Here is a 19,295-nt window from a genome sequence, read left to right on the forward strand (position 1 = left end):
GCAAAGGCTCCACGAAGGAGCCTCTGTCAGGTTACGGTGTCAGACACACTATCCGCAGATCAGTGCTTTCTACCCGCAACTTCCGCTTCAATCTTCCGCGTAATGTACCACTGCTGGGCAATGGACAGAATGTTGTTCACCAGCCAGTACAGTACCAGACCCGCCGGGAACCAGAGGAAGAAGACCGTGAAGATCAGCGGCATCATCTTCATGATCTTGGCCTGCATGGGGTCCGGCGGTGTCGGGTTAAGGCTCATCTGCAGGAACATGCTGGCGCCCATGAGGATCGGCAGGATGAAGTAAGGATCCATCACCGACAGGTCGTTTATCCACAGCATGAACGGAGCGTGGCGAAGCTGAACGCTCTCGAACAGAACCCAGTACAGGGATATAAACACCGGCATCTGCACCAGGATGGGCAGACAGCCGCCCAGCGGATTGATCTTCTCCCGCTTGTACAGCGCCATCATTTCCTGGGACATGCGTTGACGGTCATCCCCATAGAGCTCTTTCAGTCGGGTCAGCTGTGGTGCGACCGCTCGCATTCTCGCCATGGACTTATAACTGGTGGCGGACAGGTGGAAAAATACCGCCTTGACCAGGACCGTCAGCAGAATAATGGCTACGCCCCAGTTGCCGACCAGACCGTAGAACCATTCCAGTACGATGAACAACGGCAGTGCGATAAAGAACAGGAAGCCGAAGTCAACAGTGCGGTCCATGTTAGGAGCAACGGCTTCCAATCGATCAATGATCTTTGGACCAACATAGGCACTTGCGCCGATCTCGGCGGTTTCACCGGGAGCCACGGTGGTGGCCGGGTAGACAAAGCCCATGACATAAAGCGGGCCGCGCCGGGTGGTCTGGAACTGGGCGGGCTGATCCCGCTCGGGCACCCAGGCGGTCAGGAAGTAATGCTGGAGAAATGCCAGCCAGCCGTTGGTCACCGACTGGTTAATCGGGGTCTCACTGAGGTCACCGAAATCGTATTTCTCGTATGGATCTTCCGGGGTACTTACCACCATGCCAAGGAAGGCTTTGATACCAAGGCTGTTCTGGGCAGTCGGGTCGGGAGCCTGGTCGCGGACGATTTTCCCTGTGAGATTGGCTTTCCAGTTGTCGCCGGACTGGTTATTGATCAGGTAACGAACGCCGATCTCATAACTGTCCCGCGCAAACTGGTATTGCTTGGTAATTTCAACGCCGGATTCGGTGGTAAACGTCAGGTTCACAATGAGTTCATTGGCGTCTTCCGACAGCTCATAGCTCGAAGTAGCGGAGTCATAGACCGGGGGTTGACCATTACTGCTGCTGTCGATCCCGTCCCGACCGATCAGTCCGCTTTCCAGAACATAGGTTCGGTTCTTTGTATTGGTCAGGATCTTCAGGGATGCCTTGCTATCAAGGGATTTGTCGTAATCCAGCAGGGAACTTTCCACCAGGTTGCCGCCAACACGATCGATCTTGAGTTCCAGCACATCGGTGCGAACCGTGATCAACTGGTCGCTGATTTCGCCGGTGTTGGTGTCGCCGATTGCCTGACTGTCGTCGTCCGGAGTGGTGAACTCCCCACCATTGCTGCCTGCTGAACCGGTTTCTTCCGGAACCCGGAGGTCCGCAGTACCGCCGTTGGTACCCAAAGACTGGGTTTGCTCGACGACCTGTTGCTGTTGTGGCTGGTTATAGTCTTCGTTCCAGGCAAGTACCATCAGGTAACTGACAATAGCTAGGCCGGCAAATAATACTATGCGTTGAATATCCATAAACTTACTGTTTGGTCTGGTTCGTGTTATGGGAATGGCTAGCCTGTCCACAGTGGTCAGTGCCCGGTACCGGATCATACCCGCCTTCGGCCCAGGGATGACACCTCAACAATCGTCCCGTGGCGAGAAAAAGACCTTTGATCGCGCCGTGATAAGTGATGGCTTCAACAGCGTATTGCGAGCAGGTTGGGTAATGCCGGCAATGACTGGCCATCAGGGGGCTGATTGCATACTGGTAGAAACGGATTGGCAAGAGCAGCAATGTGCGCATTAATCCGATCCTTTACCGGTGGGAGAAGGTGCAGGTGTCGACGGTTGAGCGTGACGATGTTTTCTAACCAGCCGTGACCAGAGGTCATTCAGCGTAGCAGTGACGGTCTGGTTATCAAGCTGAGTCAGACCCTGCCTGCCTAGAACGATAATATCCAGTCCGGGCAAGTCGGGCTGGAGCCTGAAGGTTTCCCGTACCCGTCGTTTTACACGATTACGTTGCACGGCAAGTTTCAGGTTTTTCTTGGAAAACACCAGACCGATCCTGGCGTGTCCCAATTCATTGGGTGTCGCCAGGATCAGAAAATTCCGGTGTGGAACTCTGATTCTTACGTCGTTGAAGACTTTGCCGTAATCGCCAGGTTTCAGTAACCGGTGGGATTTCGGGAAACTCAAAGCCCTCATGAGGCGGACGATGTCTTAAGCAGACAGACGTGCGCGGCCTTTCGCACGACGACGGGAAATAACTTTCCGGCCGTTTGCAGTGGCCATACGAGCACGGAAACCGTGGACGCGCTTACGCTTCAGTACGCTTGGTTGAAACGTTCTTTTCATGGTGATGATCTCACATTTCAGGTATTGGGAAATTCAACGGTTGGCTGGAAAATGAACAGCCAGAACAGGAGCGGCATTCTATGCAAACTGGCGCATGAATTCAATGGCTAATGCAGGCACAGGGGTGGAAAGTTCGGAGGAGGGACTCATCGGGTCAATCACTAATAACATTAGTAGGTCTTTTTTAATCTTCTTAAGGATTAATTATTACTGTTATTAGTAAGCGTCTTTTCTGTGGATAAGGGAATATAGAGCACTAAAAACAGAACCTTAAGTGGTTTACAAAGAGGTTGAAAAGGCGCCATGAGGTCTGTGTATAAGCGAAGCAGGGATTGTGAGTAATTCGGGGTGGCGGTAAAAACCCGACTTATCCCTGTATTGGTCAAGAGGCTACGCACAGGGTTAAACGCAAGGTATACACACAGGGCTGTGGGTAACCATCAACAGCAAAAATTTTCTGTACACAACCCTGTAGGTAAGTTCGTAAAAACTTGAAAGTTAAAAAAATAACTTTCCACAGGCTGTTCATGAGTGGCTTTTTCCCCTTTTACTTGGGGGGTCCTCGGGGTAGAATTCCGGGTCATCTCTGACATCGCCGGGTTACCGTGATCCGGTGTGAGACAATTCTGAGGCATCGGAGGCAGGCTGTTGTGCCGAATACCATCTGGCATCAGTGTCTAGAAGTACTCCGGGACGAGTTTCCCGCTCAACAGTTCAATACCTGGTTGAGGCCATTGCAGTCTGATCATCGCGAAGGTCAGCTGATGTTGTTTGCGCCCAACCGGTTTGTAATGGACTGGGTGAACGAAAAATACCTCAGGCGTATAGAAGAAGTATTGAAGGATTTGAACGGGGGGCAGGCGCCTCGCGTAAACATGAAGGTTGGATCGGCGCCGAAGGTGGATGATCTGGTGGTACGTTCAGAGCCCGACAGACAGGCGGGCGGAGCGGCTCAGGAAGAAGCCGGCAGTTCGGTGACGGAAGAAGAGAAAGGCGTGGCGGCAACGGTCGCGTCTCCTTCCGTAAAACCCACCCATGACAGTGGCCGGCGATCCGTTCAGGTTGAAGGTGATATCAAACATCAGAGCTTCCTGAATGAGGGATTTACCTTTGAGACCTTCGTTGAGGGTAAATCCAACCAATTGGCCAGAGCGGCATCGATGCAGGTAGCCGAGAACCCCGGTGGCGCCTATAACCCGCTGTTCCTGTATGGTGGCGTCGGTTTGGGTAAGACCCACCTGATGCACGCTATTGGTAACGATATTGTGCGGCGCAACCCCCGCGCCAAGGTGGCCTACCTGCGTTCTGAGCGATTTGTTGCCGATATGGTCAAAGCGCTGCAGTTGAACGCTATCAACGAGTTTAAACGGTATTACCGCTCGGTGGATGCGCTGTTGATCGATGACATCCAGTTCTTTGCCCGTAAGGAGCGGTCCCAGGAAGAGTTTTTCCACACCTTCAATGCGTTGCTCGAGGGTGGGCAGCAGGTGATTGTCACCTGCGACCGGTTCCCGAAAGAAATTGTGGATATGGAAGAGCGGCTGAAGTCGCGGTTTGGTTGGGGCCTGACCGTGATGGTAGAACCGCCGGAGCTGGAAACCCGGGTTGCGATCCTGATGAAAAAGGCCGAGCAGGCCAATGTCAAACTGAGCAGCGAAGCGGCTTTTTTTATTGCCCAGAAAATCCGATCGAATGTCCGAGAGTTAGAAGGCGCGCTGCGTTTGGTGATAGCGAATGCTCACTTCACAGGCTCGGAAATTACCCCGCCGTTCATTCGTGAAAGTCTGAAGGACCTGCTGGCGCTCCATGAAAAGCAGGTCAGTATCGATAACATTCAGCGTACTGTGGCGGAGTATTACAAGATCAAGGTGGCGGATCTGTTGTCAAAACGACGGACCCGAACGGTAACCCGTCCGCGGCAAGTGGCCATGTCGTTGTCGAAAGAGCTGACCAACCACAGCCTGCCGGAGATTGGCGACGCCTTCGGTGGCCGTGACCACACCACGGTACTGCACGCCTGCAAGAAGATTGTGGAATTGCAGGAGACGGATCCGAGTATCCGTGAAGATTATCAGAACTTTATGAGACTGCTGACCACCTGATGACCGGGATGGTTGCGGACAACATTCACCTTCCAATAGAAGACTGCTGAGTGCCATGAAACTGACGATCAGCCGAGAATCACTGCTTACCCCGTTGCAATCCATTGCCGGGGTAGTGGAACGCAAACAGACCATGCCGGTACTGTCCAATGTGTTGCTGGTGGCCGAGGACAACACCCTCACCATGACTGGCACCAATATGGAAGTGGAGTTGGTGGGTCGAATCACGCCTGTGCATGTGGACCAGCCGGGGAAAATTACGGTGCCCGCACGAAAGCTCGCAGATATCTGCCGGGCGCTGGGGGATGAGGCACCGATCGAATTGGCCCAGGAAGGAGACCGACTGCACCTTCGTTGTGGCGCGAGTCATTTTACCCTGTCGACGTTGCCGGCTGAGCATTTCCCGAATGTTGAGGACGATGCGGAAAGTTTCCGTCTTGATGTGCCACAGAAAGAATTGAGTCGTATGCTGGATGCCACGGCATTCGCCATGGCACAGCAGGACGTTCGCTATTACCTGAACGGGTTGTTGCTGGAAGTGGATCAGGGGCACATACGGACTGTGGCCACCGATGGTCACCGCCTGGCGATGGCGCATTTCGACCTGCCGACCGGTAGTGATCTCCGTCAGGTGATCGTGCCGCGCAAAGGTGTACTGGAACTGGCGCGGCTGCTGGACGATGTGGAGACACCGGTTACCCTGGTGATCGGTGACAATCATCTGCGGGCGACGGTTGGCAGTTATACCTTCACGTCCAAACTGATTGAAGGCAAATTCCCGGACTACAATCGTGTTATCCCCCGTGGCGGCGATAAGGTCGTCCTCGCCGATCGGGCAACGCTGAAGAATACGCTGCAACGGGCGGGTATTCTGTCCCACGAGAATATCCGCGGTGTGCGATTGAATCTGGCACCCAATGAGCTGCAGGTCTTCGCCAACAACCCGGATCAGGAACAGGCCGAAGACGCGCTGCCAGTGGAGTATCAGGGCGAATCACTGCAGATTGGCTTTAATGTAGGCTACCTGGTGGATGTCATGAACGCGCTGGACGAGGACCAGGTCAAGATTACCCTGGCCAACCCTAACAGCAGTGCGTTGATCGAGGCCCAGAACGACAATCGCTGTCTGTACGTGGTCATGCCCATGCGCCTGTAATATTGATTGAACCGGGCCACAGGCATGAGTGGCCCGTACGGATGTCGGGGATTGGTTATACACCGGGTTCAGTAAATATTGAGGTGATGAGATGATGAAGGGAACAGTGACCAACAGTATCAAGGGCGCATTCCGTATTGGCCAGACGGTATCCATACTGGGTCGTACCGGCGTTAACTGGTTGCGGGGAGATCGCCCGCCAACGCCACGGCTGTTACGTCAGACTTTTGAATCTCTCGGTGCAACGTACATCAAGCTGGGACAGTTTATTGCCAGTTCTCCCACGTTTTTCCCCAAGGAATACGTGGAAGAGTTTCAGTATTGTCTGGACAAGACCCCTAACCTGCCCTTCAGCGTGATCAAAAAAATCATCCGTGAAGAGCTCGACCGTCCGATCGATCAGGTCTTTGCGGAGATTGATCCGGTCGCCCTGGCTTCCGCCTCTATTGCCCAGGTTCACTCTGCCAAGCTGCTGACCGGCGAGGATGTGGTCATCAAGGTGCAGAAGCCCGGGGTGGAAAACATTCTGCTGACGGATCTGAATTTCCTCTATCTGTCCGCAAAGATCCTCGAAACGCTGGCACCAAAGCTGTCCTGGACGTCCCTCTCCGGTATCGTCGAGGAAATCCAGCGGACGATGATGGAAGAGTGCGACTTTATCAAGGAAGCCAACAACCTCAAGGTGTTCCGTCATTTCCTGCAGACCACCCATAACGAGGACGCGGCCGTTCCGCTGGTTTACGAGCATTGCAGTACCCGCCGTATTCTCACCATGGAGCGATTCCACGGTGTTCCCCTGACGGATCTGGAAAGCATTCGCGGTTATGCCCGCGATCCGGAACGCACCCTGATCACGGCAATGAATACCTGGTTTTCCAGCCTGACCCAGTGCGAGTTTTTCCATGCGGATGTGCATGCCGGCAACCTGATGGTGTTGAAGGACGGTCGTGTCGGATTCATCGATTTCGGTATCGTGGGGCGCATCCGCCCGGATACCTGGCAGGCCGTTAGTGATTTCATCTCCGCGGTCATGGTCGGCAATTTCGAAGGGATGGCCGACGCGATGATTCGGATTGGTATTACTCACGAGCATGTGGAAGTCTCGGCCCTGGCCAACGACCTTCGCAAGCTGTATCAGCAGATGGACACCATGGTTCCGGACCAGGTGCCATACGAAGCGGATCAGGCTGAGGACGACGTCAACAACATCCTGATGGACATGGTCAAGATTGGCGAAAGTCATGGCCTGCACTTTCCCAGGGAATTTGCGCTTTTGCTGAAACAGTTCCTGTATTTCGATCGCTACGTACACATCCTGGCGCCGGAAATGGATGTGTTTATGGATGAGCGGTTGAACATGCTCCACTGACCAACAAACCTGTCGTGGAGGCAAAACGATTGTTGGCAAATGCGCCTTAATCGTCGCCTTCCGGCTGAGGGTTTTGTACACTAAGGCAGCACTCGTTAGGCGGGTGCTGCCTTTTTCATTTCTGACACATTCTCCGGTAATCCCCTGACTCTATGGCGCTGGTCAAACTGCAAACGGAACACTTCCGGAACCTATCCTCCGCGCCTGTTACTTTTTCTCCGTCCTTCAACCTGTTGTTTGGGGAAAACGGCAGCGGAAAAACCAGTGTGCTTGAAGCGATTGGTTATCTCGGTCTTGGACGGTCCTTTCGGGTCAGCCGGCACCAGGCCGTGGTTCAACACGGGCAACAGCGGCTGACCGTATTCGGCGGGTTGGATCAGGGCCACGATGACAGAATGAGCGAGGGACAAGAACCCGGCCAACTGGTACATCGATTGGGCTTCGCCCGGGATGTCGGTCGCAAGGAAACCACGTTACGGGTGGATGGTGAGGCGGTGAAGAATCTGTCGTCAGTCGCCCGTCATCTTCCAGTATCGGTGATTGATCCGGGAGTTTTTGACATCGTTGCCGGTGGCCCGGGAAAACGTCGGCAATTTCTGGACTGGGCAGTGTTCCACGTGGAACCTTCCTTCGCGAATGTGTGGCAACAGTGTCAAAGAGTGACGTCACAGCGGAATCAGACGCTGAGAAATGGTAGACTAGACGAAGCCTTAATTCGGGTCTGGGACAGTCAGTATACCCAGCTGGCAAATCGCCTGACCGAAGCAAGACAGGCCGCCTTTGCCCTCTTTGAGTCGGCGTTTGAAAGCCTGCTTCAGGAAGTGGACGCACCGTGGGTTGAAGGCATGAAAATGGATTTTTATCCGGGCTGGGATGTCAGCCAGCCACTCTCCGATGTGCTCGCAGCTCATCGGGAACAAGAGCTGCGAATGGGGCACACGCTGTATGGCCCTAATCGTGCTGATGTGAAGTTGCGGTTTCAGGGCAGGCCGGTTGCGGAGACCTTTTCCAGAGGTCAGCAAAAAACCCTCGTGATTCTGATGAAGATTGCTCAGGGTATGGTTTTGAGCAGTCTTGGTAAGCAGGTGACGTTCTTGCTGGATGACATCAATGCGGAGCTGGATGTCAGCCATCGAGCCATGCTTGCTCAGAAATTGTATGAACTTCGATGCCAGGTCTTTATAACCTCCATCGAACCGCCCCGCCCTGATGAATTGTGGCGGGATGCGAAACCGGACTATCGGATGTTCCACGTGGAACATGGAAAATTGAAGGAAGAATAAGTCTGGGTGGCGCACGATGGCGCTGGCACAAACCAGCCACTGGACCACCCGGTAATCACCCATCAGGAGTACCTAATGAGCGAATCGAGCTACAATTCCTCCAGTATCAAAGTCTTGAAAGGACTGGACGCGGTTCGGAAACGGCCCGGGATGTACATCGGCGATACCGACGACGGTACCGGTCTGCATCACATGGTGTTTGAGCTGGTGGATAACTCCATCGATGAAGCTCTGGCCGGACACTGCTCCGAGATCGGTGTCATTATTCATCCCGATGAGTCCATCACCGTTAAAGATAACGGTCGGGGTATTCCGACGGACCTGCACGAGGAGGAAGGGGTATCCGCCGCGGAAGTTATCATGACCGTGCTGCACGCCGGCGGTAAGTTTGATGATAACTCCTACAAGGTTTCCGGTGGTCTGCATGGTGTGGGTGTCTCTGTTGTAAACGCCCTTTCCTCTACCCTAACGCTGACCATTCGCAGGGAAGGCAAAGTCTACGAACAGACCTACAGCCATGGCGTACCCAATGCGCCCCTGGGTGTGGTGGGTGATACCGACGCCAGCGGCACCAAGGTTCACTTTATTCCGTCTCCGGACACCTTCACCCATATCGAATTCCACTACGATATTCTGGCCAAACGCCTCCGCGAGCTGGCATTCCTTAACAGCGGCGTACGTATTCGCCTGACGGACGAGCGCAGCGGTAAGGAAGAGGTCTTTGAATACGAAGGGGGCCTGCGGGCGTTTGTGGAGCACCTGAACACCAACAAGACCCCAATCAACCGGGTTTTCCACTTCAACACCGAGCGGGAAGATGGCATTGCCGTAGAGGTGGCGATGCAGTGGAACGATGCGTTCCAGGAAAACATCTACTGCTTCACCAACAACATCCCCCAGCGGGACGGCGGTACCCACCTGGCAGGCTTCCGTGCCGCCCTGACCCGCTCTCTCAATAACTACATTGAACACGAAGGCCTGGGCAAGAAAGCCAAGGTCAGTACCTCAGGGGATGATGCCCGCGAAGGTCTGACGGCGATTATCAGTGTCAAAGTACCTGATCCGAAATTCTCGTCCCAGACCAAGGACAAACTGGTGTCCTCGGAAGTAAAAACCGCAGTGGAACAGGAGCTGTACCAGTCCTTCGCGGATTTCCTGCAGGAGCAGCCGAACGAAGCCAAGCTGATTGTGAACAAGATGATCGAGGCCGCACGAGCTCGTGAAGCGGCTCGTAAGGCCCGGGACATGACCCGCCGTAAGGGTGCCCTGGACATTGCCGGTCTGCCCGGCAAACTGGCGGACTGCCAGGAAAAAGACCCCGCCCTCTCCGAACTGTTCATAGTGGAGGGTGACTCGGCCGGTGGTAGCGCCAAGCAGGGTCGGGCCCGTAAGACCCAAGCCATTCTTCCGCTGAAAGGTAAGATCCTCAACGTGGAAAAAGCCCGTTTCGACAAGATGCTGTCATCCGCGGAAGTAGGCACGCTGATCACGGCGCTGGGATGTGGTATTGGTCGCGAGGAGTTCAATCCGGAGAAACTCCGTTACCACTCCATCATCATCATGACCGATGCCGACGTGGACGGTTCCCACATCCGTACCCTGTTGCTGACGTTCCTGTTCCGTCAAATGCGCGAAATCATCGAACGTGGGCACGTGTTTATTGCCATGCCGCCCCTGTACAAGGTCAAGCGGGGCAAGCAGGAGCAATACCTGAAGGACGAGAAGGCCAAGGTCGCCTACCTGACCCAGACGGCCCTGGAAGGCGCCCAGCTGTACGTGAACGCGGAAGCACCGGCCATAAAGGACTCGGCACTCGAAACCATGGTCAAGGATTACCAGGCGGTGATGGCGATGATCGATCGTCTGTCCCGGGCCTACCCGGCCAAGGTTCTGGAGCAGATGCTGCAGAATGTAACCCTGAAGCCGGAAGACCTGAAGGAAGAAGAGGCCGTCGCTCGCTGGGTGGCGCGTCTGGGTGAGGGTCTGGATCTGGATACGCGTACCGGCACCAAGTACACCTTCTCGGTGGAAAAGGACCCCGAGCGCAACCTGTATCTGCCCAAGGTGGTCATCTACGTTCACGGTATTCCCTATACCCACGTGTTCAACCATGAGTTCTTTGAATCATCGTCCTACGCCGCTATCGCCCGTATGGGAGAAACGCTGGACGGACTGATCGAGGAAGGCGCGTATATCCAGCGCGGTGAGCGCAAACAGGCGGTACTGTCCTTTGAGGGGGCGCTCAACTGGTTGATGAAAGAAGCACAGCGCGGTCTCAACATTCAGCGCTATAAGGGGCTGGGTGAGATGAACCCGGAACAGTTGTGGGAAACCACCATGGACCCGGAAACCCGCCGTATGATGAAGGTCACCATCGAGGACGCCATTGCGGCCGACCAGATCTTCACCACGCTGATGGGTGATGACGTTGAACCACGTCGGGCGTTTATCCAGAGCAACGCCCTGGAAGTGACCAACCTGGACGTCTGATCAACGATGTCAGGAAGGCAGAAAAAAAGGCGACCGAATGGTCGCCTTTTTTATGATAAATCAGAAAGTTGTGATGCCATTTAGTGTCCGGAATCGGACGAGTTGCTGTTCTCGTGCTGGGCAGCGAGATGCGGTGCCATGACTTCTTCGAGGGTATAGCCGGTGAGCCGGCGAATGGAGCGCCACAGATAATAGAAAATCGCGATCATCATGATCATTGAGGGGATGGCGATCATCGGATAACTCACCAGCGTCATCCGGCCAAGTTCCTCGTTGAAGGCCTGTGTGCCGGAAGGGCTGACCACAATCCACCTGGCCAGCACATAGTTCATGATGGAGGAAAACAGGAACGTCAGGCTGAAGAAATACGTTGCCTTCAGCAGTCTTGCCTCAAACTCCCCCTCACTGCCCTGCTCTTTCAACGCGGCCTGGATCTTGTCGACGTTCAGGACCGACGGGTTGTACAGCAAGGTACGCACCAGGGGGTATCTGGTGCGTGTGGATATCAACACCGCCAGGCCAATGATGGCGGGAATAGCCGCCTCCTTGATCGCCAGCCAGCCGGCATCCAGCTCCATCAACCCGATACCACCGGTCAGACCCACACTGATCAGGCCCAGCACCGCAATGAAATTCTTCTTGTGGTACCTGACCAGCTCAAACAACCCCCAGCCCAGCGGAAAGGCTAGGCCGATAAGCAGGGCATTCACGCTGCCCAGGTGCTCATCACCGCTGAATTTCATGAGGATCACAGAGGGGACGATAATGCTGACTAACAAGTCGACCCAGGGTCTGGGTTTGTGGTCCGGAATATTCGAGGAATTTGGAGAAGTCATCGCTTAGCCTGATTGGTGAAACAGCAGCAGACCGATAGGCACTGCCGGAGATCGTTCCGGCAGTATACGATGAATTGAACGGGTTACGTAAGCGGGATCAGAAGCTTCCCGAAGTACTCGCCGTGGACCCCGCATCTCCTGTTTGCAGCAGGTTGTTGTCACCGGATTGCCACACTAACTGGCTATCCGGGTCGGTTTCACTGCGTTTGATACACTTCCATTCGATACCGGCATTAGCCGGCATGGTGAAGGTACCGTTCCAGGACGGGTAATTTTCCGGATCCAGTTTCAGTGCGCTGGCAGGTGACCAGTTGCCCAGCGCCTCATTGTTGCCAGTCACATACACGCTTTGGCCCCAGTCGGTGTAGCCGTTGGCGCATGCAAAGGATACCGAAACACCCTCACCGTCATTGGGCTCTTCGATCCCGCCACAGGGTGCCCCTGTATGCAGTGCCGCTGCCTCCATCGCCGGAATATCCAGCGTCACCTGTCCGCCCTGGACAGTAATGCAGCTACCGTTGCCGGCGACGTTGGTGTACTCCCCGTCCGGAAGAGCGGTATTGAAGGTCCGTGACAGACTCCCCCCTTCCCGGTTGATCGCCACAAAGCCTTTGCTGCCCCGGTTGAAGGCAATCTGATTATTGCCGTTATCCCACCAGCCGGATACCCCGGTGCCATCGGTCACGTTGCGGAATTCCACCATATTGGCAATCGCGTCCCAGCGATGTTCACAGATCCAGGCGTCACCGCATTGCGCGCTGCCATTCTGGTAAACCGTCTGGGCGGGTGGGCCCTGATCACCGTCGGAAAAGTTGTAGCTGGACATCACCTTCGGATACCCATAGGGCCAGGCCAACATGAATACGTTGGCAAGGTTGTACACACTGCCGTCCTTGTAGGTCACAACGTTGCTACCGCCGGCACCATGGCCACGCTGATTGTCATGGTTATCGGTGAACACCACGGCATCCCCGCCGGCCAGAAAGCCCCAGCTCTCACCAAAGCTGTTCAGATTGGCCAGTTGCTGGTTCTTGAAGACATCGCCAATGGAGGCACTGTAGCGAAACTCCGTGACATCGGAAATGCCGGTGTACTCCCCGGCACTCACCGCCTCGCCTCCCAGGTCGATCACCTCCTGAAACACATAGAGCGGATCATTCAATCCCGACAGAATGCCGCTGATGTCGGACGGCGACATGTGCTTGGCAGCATCAATGCGAATACCCTTCACACCCAGGGATGTCAGATGGTTCAGGTACCCGGCAATCGTGTTCTGCACATAGCTATCCGCAGTATCCAGGTCCGGCAAGCCGACCAACTGGCAGTTACGCACCCGCCAGGCATCGTTGCCGTAGTCTTCCGGATTGATGGTGCAGGGGGAGTGAAAATCGTTGCTGCTGTAGATGGGATAGCTGAAAGAACCGGAGTCATAGCTCGAGCCGGCGGTGCCTGTTCCGGAACCATTGGCCATATGATTGATCACCGCATCGGCATAAACCTCCACGCCGGCGGCATTACAGCGCTGAACCATATCCGCAAAGGCATTGGCATCACCACTGCGACCTTGCAACTGATAACTGACCGGCTGATACCGGGTCCACCAGGCACTGCCCTGAATGTGCTCCTGAGGCGGCGACACCTGCACAGCACTGAAACCTTTCGGCCCGAGGAAATTCTCACATTCCTGAGCGACGTCGCTCCATTTCCATTCGAACAGATGAACAAACGCCCCCGCATGGGCCTGTTGGGTGGGTAACGCCATGGCCACGCCAAGGGCGGCGCCGGCGATAAAGCGATGTTGAGGGATCATTGCATGCTCCTGTATTGTCTTTGTTGTGGTGCATTCTGTGTCTCAGCCAACGGTTGGTTGTTTTCTATTCGGATTGGCTGATAAGAAGCAACATGCATTGTGCAATCTTTAGGCATAACATCCTTGAGGGTTAAAAATGGGGCGTAGCTGGAAGGAGGATACAGTTTGTAGGCAGGTAAGAGGCTGGAAGCATGGGTGAGGGATTGCCTTCTGAAACTGTGCGGAGCCAGGGATGGCGGAGCCCAAGCGTCCCATGGATGGGCTTGAAGCGTGTTTCAGAAGGCAATCCCTCACCCATGCCTGAAACCAAAAAAAAGCCGGGCGAATAGCCCGGCTCCGGTCTTCAGAAAAGTTTGAAGGGAATTAAGCCCCGACTTCCTTCAGGCACTCTTCCACAATTGCCAGACCTTCTTCCAGAACATCATCTTCGATGGTCACTGGCATCAGGAACCGCAACGTATTGCCGTACATACCACAGCTCAGCAGAATCAGACCCTTTTCCTTGGCTTTCTTGGTCACCGCCGCCGCCAGCTCCGGCTTGGGCGTACGGCTGGCCTTGCTTTCCACCAGCTCGAAGGCCGCCATGGGGCCAAGATTGCGCACGTTATCCACATGCTCGAACTGGTCCTGCCACTGACTGAAGCGCTGGTTCAGCTTCTCACCCAGTGCCTGGGCCTTGCCCAGAATATCCTCTTCCTTGAACACATCGAACACCGCCAACGCAGCCGCACAGGCCGTGGGACTACCGGTGTAAGTGCCACCGAGAGAGTTCGGGCCGGACGCATCCATATGATTGTCCGTACCGACAATGGCGGAAATTGGCATACCGTCCGCCATGCTCTTGGCCATGGTAATCAGATCCGGCTCAACACCGCTGTGCTCAATGGCGAACATCTTGCCGGTCCGGCCAAAGCCACTCTGCACTTCATCCACAATCATCAGGATATCGTTCTCGTCGCAGATCTTGCGGATCTCCTTGAGAAAACTCGCCGGTGCCGCATAGAAACCGCCCTCACCCAATACCGGCTCGATCACGATTGCTGCGGTATTGTGGGCCGGGGAATCGGCCTTCATCGCCATCTTCAGGCCGCGCAGCGCCTCGTCTTCACTGACACCGTGATAGGGAACGGGATAGGGAGCGCGATAGACGGTACCGGGCATCGGGCCGAAATCCGTCTGATAGGGTGCGGCCTTGCCGTTCATCGCCATGGTGTAAAAAGTACGACCATGGTAACCGCCGTCAAAGCAGATCACGTTGGTGCGGCCGGTGGCAGCACGAGCGATCTTGATGGCGTTCTCCAGGGCTTCGGCGCCGGAGTTGGCGAGCATGACCTTGGCGTGGCCGCGTACCGGGCTCACACTGCTCAGTTTCTCTGCCAGTTTGACGTAGCCCTCATAGGGCATCACCGTCTGGCAGGTGTGCATCAGCTTATCCAGCTGGGCCTTGACGGCTTCCACCACCTTCGGATGGCGGTGACCGATGTTGAGGACACCAATGCCACCGGCAAAATCAATCATCCGGTTGCCATCGGCATCCCACAGTTCCGCGTTGGTCGCGTGGTCGGCAAATTGCTCATTGGGACTTGCCGCGCCCGCTGCAACGTAGCGTTCTTTGAGTGCCTGCAATTCTTTATTGCTCACTTTGCCATTCTCCCTGATATCAGGTTCGAATATTCTGCGGCAACCCGGCATTGGCGGGTTGCCGCCCTGGAATCTCACTATCAGTGTAAGGAGTACGGTGACGGTTCACAAACCGACTAATGGATAGCAGTGGCGGTTTCCTCCCCGGAATCGCGGAACTGCAGCCGTGCCAGCCGCTGGTAGAGCGGGTTGCGCTGGATCAGCTCGTCATGGCGGCCAATGTCCTGAACCCTGCCCTGATCCATCACCGCGATCCGGTCGGCATCGCGAACCGTGGCCAGGCGGTGGGCGATAACCAGCGTGGTTCGTTCCGCTGTCAGTGCCGGCATGGCCTGTTGAATCAGATGCTCGCTTTCGGCATCCAGAGCGCTGGTGGCTTCATCCAGCAGCAGAACCGGAGCATCCGCCAGTAACGCACGGGCAATGGCCAATCGTTGTCTCTGACCACCGGAAAGCCCCAGACCACTGTCTCCCAACCGGGTGTCATACCCCTGTGGCAGGGCGCGGATGAATTCATCGGCGTGGGCAATAACGGCAGCTGCCCTCACCTCCTCCAGGCTGGCCGTTGGCCGTGCATAGCGGATATTGTCCATAACCGACCCATGAAACAGCGCCGGGTTCTGGGGCACCAGGGCAAAACACCGTCGCAGGTCTGCCAGGCTGAGCGCGTTGGCCGGAATACCGTCGAGGGTGATGGAGCCGGATTCCGGCTCATAAAAGCGCAGCAGCAGATCGAACAGGGTGGATTTACCGGCACCGGAAGGCCCCACCAGTGCCAGGGTTTCGCCGGCCCGAATATTCAGGTTCAGACGGTCGATGGCCGGTACCTCCTGCCGCGACGGATAGTGAAAAGTCAGCCCCTGGATATCGATCTGTCCGCTGACGTTGGCAGGCAGAGGTATGGCGTTGTCCGGCTCGCTGACCAGCTCTGATGGCGTCTGCAACAGTTCAAACAGCCGTGCGGCGGACCCGGCGGCGCGCTGGAGTTCCCCGATCACTTCACTGAGCGCGCCGGCGGCCACACCCACCAGCAGGCTATAGAACACGAAGGCCGCCAGCTCGCCGGGGCTGATCCGGCCGTGGATAACATCCAGGCCGCCGATCCACAGAACTACGCCGACCGCGCCCATCACAAGCGCGATTGCCAGGGCGGTCAACCAGGAGCGTTGGCGGATACGGTCGCGGGCAATGTCGAACGCCCGCTCCGACACTTCAGCGAAAAAGCGGCGGTCGTGGGGCTGATGATTGAACGCCTGAACGGTTTTGATCTGGGCCAGATTTTCACCCACGTAACTGCCGACATCGGCCACCCGGTCCTGGCTGAGACGGGATAACTGACGGACCCGGCGCCCGAAAAACAGAATCGGAATGATCACCAGCGGGAAGCCCAGAAAAATCACGCCAGCCAGCTTGGCGTTGGTGACAAACAACAGAATCAGGCCACCTACCAGCATCAGCGCATTGCGCAGGGCAATCGAGATGGTCGAGCCAATCACCGACTGCAGCACAGTGGTATCGGCGGTAAAGCGGGACTGGATCTCCAGCGCCCGGTTCTGTTCAAAGAAGCCGGGGTGAAGGTCAATCAGGTGGTTGAAGACTTGCTTGCGAATATCCGCCACCACCCGCTCCCCGATCCAGGACACCAGGTAAAACCGCGAAAACGACCCGATCGCCAGTCCCAAAACCAGCACAAAAAACAGCCCGATGGCCCGGGCCAGGTTCTCGGGCGATTGGGTAGCCAGTCCCTGGTCCACCAGAATTCGTAAACCCTGGCCAAGGCCAAGAGTAATACCGGCAGTGATGATAAGCGCCACGATGGCGCCAACCACCGCCCGACGGTAAGGGCTGATGAATCCGACAATCAGTTTCAAAGCCTTGCGATGACGGGTATTAATGATGTGCCTCCTGGATACGGCGTGCTGTAGACTCTGGCAACAGTACGGTTTGGACTCCTAACAGGACCTATCATACAGCTATGTAAGAGCGTGCGGGGTGGGACTGCCTGCCAGGACCGTCAAAAGCCAGGGATGGCTTTTGCCGAGCGTACAGGGACGTATTTACAGCGTGTCCTGGCAGGCAGTCCCACCCCGTGCGCTCGACAACTCCGAAATTGAAGGAACACGCAAGTGCGCGCCTACGCCGATAACGACTACCCTGCTGACCATAAACCGGACTGGAAGGTCATAGCCGGTCTATGGCCTTACCTGGCGGAATTTCGTGGCCGTGTCTTCCTGGCCCTGGGCTTTCTGGTGATCTCCAAGCTGGCCACCGTGGCGACGCCGGTGGCGCTGAAATACATCGTTGATTACCTGGACCAGAATCGGGGTGGCGAGCTGTTGTTGTGGATTCCGGTGCTGCTGGTGGTGGCCTACGGCTTGCTCCGCTTTGGCAGCACCCTGTTCAGTGAACTGCGGGATGCCGTTTTTGCCCGGGTAGCCGAGCGGGCGATGCGACGGGTGTCGTTGCGGGTGTTTGAACATCTTCATAACCGGGAACTGGCGTTTCACCTGGACCGCAAGACCGGTGGTCTGGCTCGCGATATCGAACGGGGCACCAATGGCATCAGTTTTCTGTTGCGTTTTACCCTGTTCAATATCGTGCCCACCCTGCTCGAAATCCTGATGGTTGCCGGCATTCTGTTTGTGGTGTTCAACGTGGGCTATGTGCTGGCGATTCTGGTGGCGGTGGTGGTCTACGTGGTGTTTTCCATCAAAGTCACCGAGTGGCGCACGAAGTTTGTACGGGAAGCCAATGCCCGGGACAACCAGTCCAACTCGCGGGCGGTGGACAGTTTGCTGAATTATGAAACGGTGAAGTACTTCAATAACGAGCGCTTCGAGGCGCAGCTGTACGACCGGGACCTGGAAGACTGGGAACAGGCCCGTCTGAAAAACCGGTTGTCACTGGCGGCGCTGAACTCGGGCCAGGCCCTGATCATCGGCCTGGCGATGATTGCCATTATGGCGATGGCGGTGCGGGAGGTGGCCAGCGGCGAGATTACCCTGGGTGACTTCACCATGATCAACGCCTACCTGTTGCAACTGTTTATTCCCCTGAACGCCCTGGGATTTGTCTACCGGGAAATCCGTCAGGCGTTGGTGAATGTGGAGCGCCTGTTCGGGCTGTTGGGTGATCCCCCGGGCATAAAGGACGCGCCGGATGCCCGGGCGCTGGCAGTGAACGACGGAGAAGTATGCTTCAGCCACATCCACTTTGCCTATCGCCCGGATCGTCCGATTCTGCAGGATGTGGATTTTTCCATTCCCGCGGGCCACACCGTGGCGGTGGTCGGGGCCAGCGGCGCGGGCAAGTCTACCCTCGCCCGGTTGCTGTTCCGCTTCTTCGATGTGGACAAGGGCGCGATTACCATCGATGGCCAGGATATCCGCGAGGTGACCCAGGACAGCCTGCGCGCCGCCATTGGCGTGGTCCCCCAGGATACGGTGCTGTTCAACGATACCCTGTATCGCAACCTGGCTTACGGCCGACCGGAGGCCAGTGAAGAAGAGGTGTATCGTGCCGCCCGCATGGCGCATCTGGAAGACTTTATCCACAGCCTGCCCGATGGCTACGAAACCCGGGTCGGTGAGCGCGGGCTGAAACTGTCCGGGGGTGAAAAGCAGCGGGTGGCCATTGCCCGAGTGATTCTGAAGAACCCGCCGCTGCTGATTCTGGATGAGGCCACGTCGTCACTGGATTCGCTGTCCGAGCAGGCCATTCTGGGGGCGTTGAAGGAAGTCAGCCAGCAGCGGACGACGCTGGTCATCGCCCACCGCCTTTCCACGGTGCGGGATGCCGACGCCATTCTGGTAATGGATGGCGGCCGGATTGTGGAAAGCGGCCACCACAACGACCTGTTGGCCCGGGGTGGCCGCTATGCACATCTGTGGGAGCAGCAGCATCGGAGCGGTGATAACTCCCAGTTGAGCCAGTAAGCGGAGGGCCTTGCCAAAACCGTGCGGAGCCAGGGGTGAAGAGCGAATAGCTCTTCACGGGCTGGCCATGGATGGCCTGCCCTGG

14 protein-coding genes are annotated in these 19,295 nt (G+C 56.1%); 6 read left to right on the forward strand and 8 right to left on the reverse strand.

Features of this window, described 5'->3' with window-relative positions:
* Positions 1–59 precede the first annotated feature (59 nt).
* From yidC to rpmH, 4 genes are read right to left on the reverse strand one after another with little or no spacing between them, the layout of a single operon-like run.
* On the reverse strand, positions 60–1,763 hold the full coding sequence (gene yidC, locus Q0Y21_RS15010; RefSeq protein WP_297797256.1) for a membrane protein insertase YidC: 1,704 nt from the start codon (positions 1,761–1,763) through the stop codon (positions 60–62).
* Between the two features lie 4 nt (positions 1,764–1,767).
* Positions 1,768–2,034 (reverse strand): membrane protein insertion efficiency factor YidD, encoded by a 267-nt coding sequence (yidD, locus tag Q0Y21_RS15015; protein ID WP_297797258.1) that lies wholly within the window; start codon positions 2,032–2,034, stop codon positions 1,768–1,770.
* Positions 2,034–2,438 carry a ribonuclease P protein component gene (gene rnpA / locus Q0Y21_RS15020; protein ID WP_297797260.1) on the reverse strand — a complete coding sequence of 135 codons (405 nt, stop codon included), beginning with the start codon at positions 2,436–2,438 and terminating at the stop codon, positions 2,034–2,036. Before rnpA ends, yidD begins: the two co-directional genes overlap by 1 nt.
* A gap of 15 nt (positions 2,439–2,453) precedes the next feature.
* Positions 2,454–2,588 (reverse strand): 50S ribosomal protein L34, encoded by a 135-nt coding sequence (rpmH, locus tag Q0Y21_RS15025; RefSeq protein ID WP_008172542.1) that lies wholly within the window; start codon positions 2,586–2,588, stop codon positions 2,454–2,456.
* Positions 2,589–3,238: 650 nt separating this feature from the next.
* Here rpmH and dnaA point away from each other — a divergent pair.
* The 5 genes from dnaA (at position 3,239) to gyrB (ending at position 10,988) form a co-directional block, all read left to right on the forward strand.
* Positions 3,239–4,690 carry a chromosomal replication initiator protein DnaA gene (dnaA, locus tag Q0Y21_RS15030; RefSeq protein ID WP_297797262.1) on the forward strand — a complete coding sequence of 484 codons (1,452 nt, stop codon included), beginning with the start codon at positions 3,239–3,241 and terminating at the stop codon, positions 4,688–4,690.
* A 55-nt stretch (positions 4,691–4,745) separates the two neighbouring features.
* Positions 4,746–5,846 carry a DNA polymerase III subunit beta gene (gene dnaN, locus Q0Y21_RS15035; RefSeq protein ID WP_297797264.1) on the forward strand — a complete coding sequence of 367 codons (1,101 nt, stop codon included), beginning with the start codon at positions 4,746–4,748 and terminating at the stop codon, positions 5,844–5,846.
* Positions 5,847–5,940: 94 nt separating this feature from the next.
* Positions 5,941–7,215, forward strand: coding sequence for an AarF/ABC1/UbiB kinase family protein (locus Q0Y21_RS15040; RefSeq protein WP_297797819.1), 1,275 nt, complete (start codon positions 5,941–5,943; stop codon positions 7,213–7,215).
* Positions 7,216–7,367: 152 nt separating this feature from the next.
* Entirely contained in the window at positions 7,368–8,498 is a 1,131-nt protein-coding gene (recF, locus tag Q0Y21_RS15045) for a DNA replication/repair protein RecF (RefSeq protein WP_297797266.1), read from the forward strand.
* 75 nt (positions 8,499–8,573) lie between these two features.
* A complete protein-coding gene (gene gyrB, locus Q0Y21_RS15050; RefSeq protein WP_297797268.1) occupies positions 8,574–10,988 on the forward strand; it encodes a DNA topoisomerase (ATP-hydrolyzing) subunit B in 2,415 nt (804 codons plus the stop codon).
* 80 nt (positions 10,989–11,068) lie between these two features.
* Here the strand turns inward: gyrB and Q0Y21_RS15055 are convergent, their stop codons facing one another.
* The 4 genes from Q0Y21_RS15055 to Q0Y21_RS15070 all read right to left on the reverse strand — a co-directional run bounded on the left by Q0Y21_RS15055 (position 11,069) and on the right by Q0Y21_RS15070 (position 17,146).
* Positions 11,069–11,824 carry a VC0807 family protein gene (locus Q0Y21_RS15055; RefSeq protein ID WP_297797270.1) on the reverse strand — a complete coding sequence of 252 codons (756 nt, stop codon included), beginning with the start codon at positions 11,822–11,824 and terminating at the stop codon, positions 11,069–11,071.
* Between the two features lie 97 nt (positions 11,825–11,921).
* Entirely contained in the window at positions 11,922–13,634 is a 1,713-nt protein-coding gene (locus Q0Y21_RS15060; RefSeq protein ID WP_297797272.1) for a carbohydrate-binding module family 20 domain-containing protein, read from the reverse strand.
* A 363-nt stretch (positions 13,635–13,997) separates the two neighbouring features.
* A complete protein-coding gene (gabT, locus tag Q0Y21_RS15065) occupies positions 13,998–15,275 on the reverse strand; it encodes a 4-aminobutyrate--2-oxoglutarate transaminase (protein WP_297797273.1) in 1,278 nt (425 codons plus the stop codon).
* A gap of 116 nt (positions 15,276–15,391) precedes the next feature.
* Positions 15,392–17,146 (reverse strand): ABC transporter transmembrane domain-containing protein, encoded by a 1,755-nt coding sequence (locus tag Q0Y21_RS15070; RefSeq protein ID WP_297797275.1) that lies wholly within the window; start codon positions 17,144–17,146, stop codon positions 15,392–15,394.
* A gap of 255 nt (positions 17,147–17,401) precedes the next feature.
* Between Q0Y21_RS15070 and Q0Y21_RS15075 the strand changes: the two genes are divergently transcribed.
* On the forward strand, positions 17,402–19,210 hold the full coding sequence (locus Q0Y21_RS15075; RefSeq protein ID WP_297797277.1) for an ABC transporter ATP-binding protein/permease: 1,809 nt from the start codon (positions 17,402–17,404) through the stop codon (positions 19,208–19,210).
* Positions 19,211–19,295: the final 85 nt, after the last annotated feature.

This window comes from uncultured Marinobacter sp. (assembly GCF_947259545.1).
In the GTDB taxonomy this organism is placed as follows: domain Bacteria; phylum Pseudomonadota; class Gammaproteobacteria; order Pseudomonadales; family Oleiphilaceae; genus Marinobacter.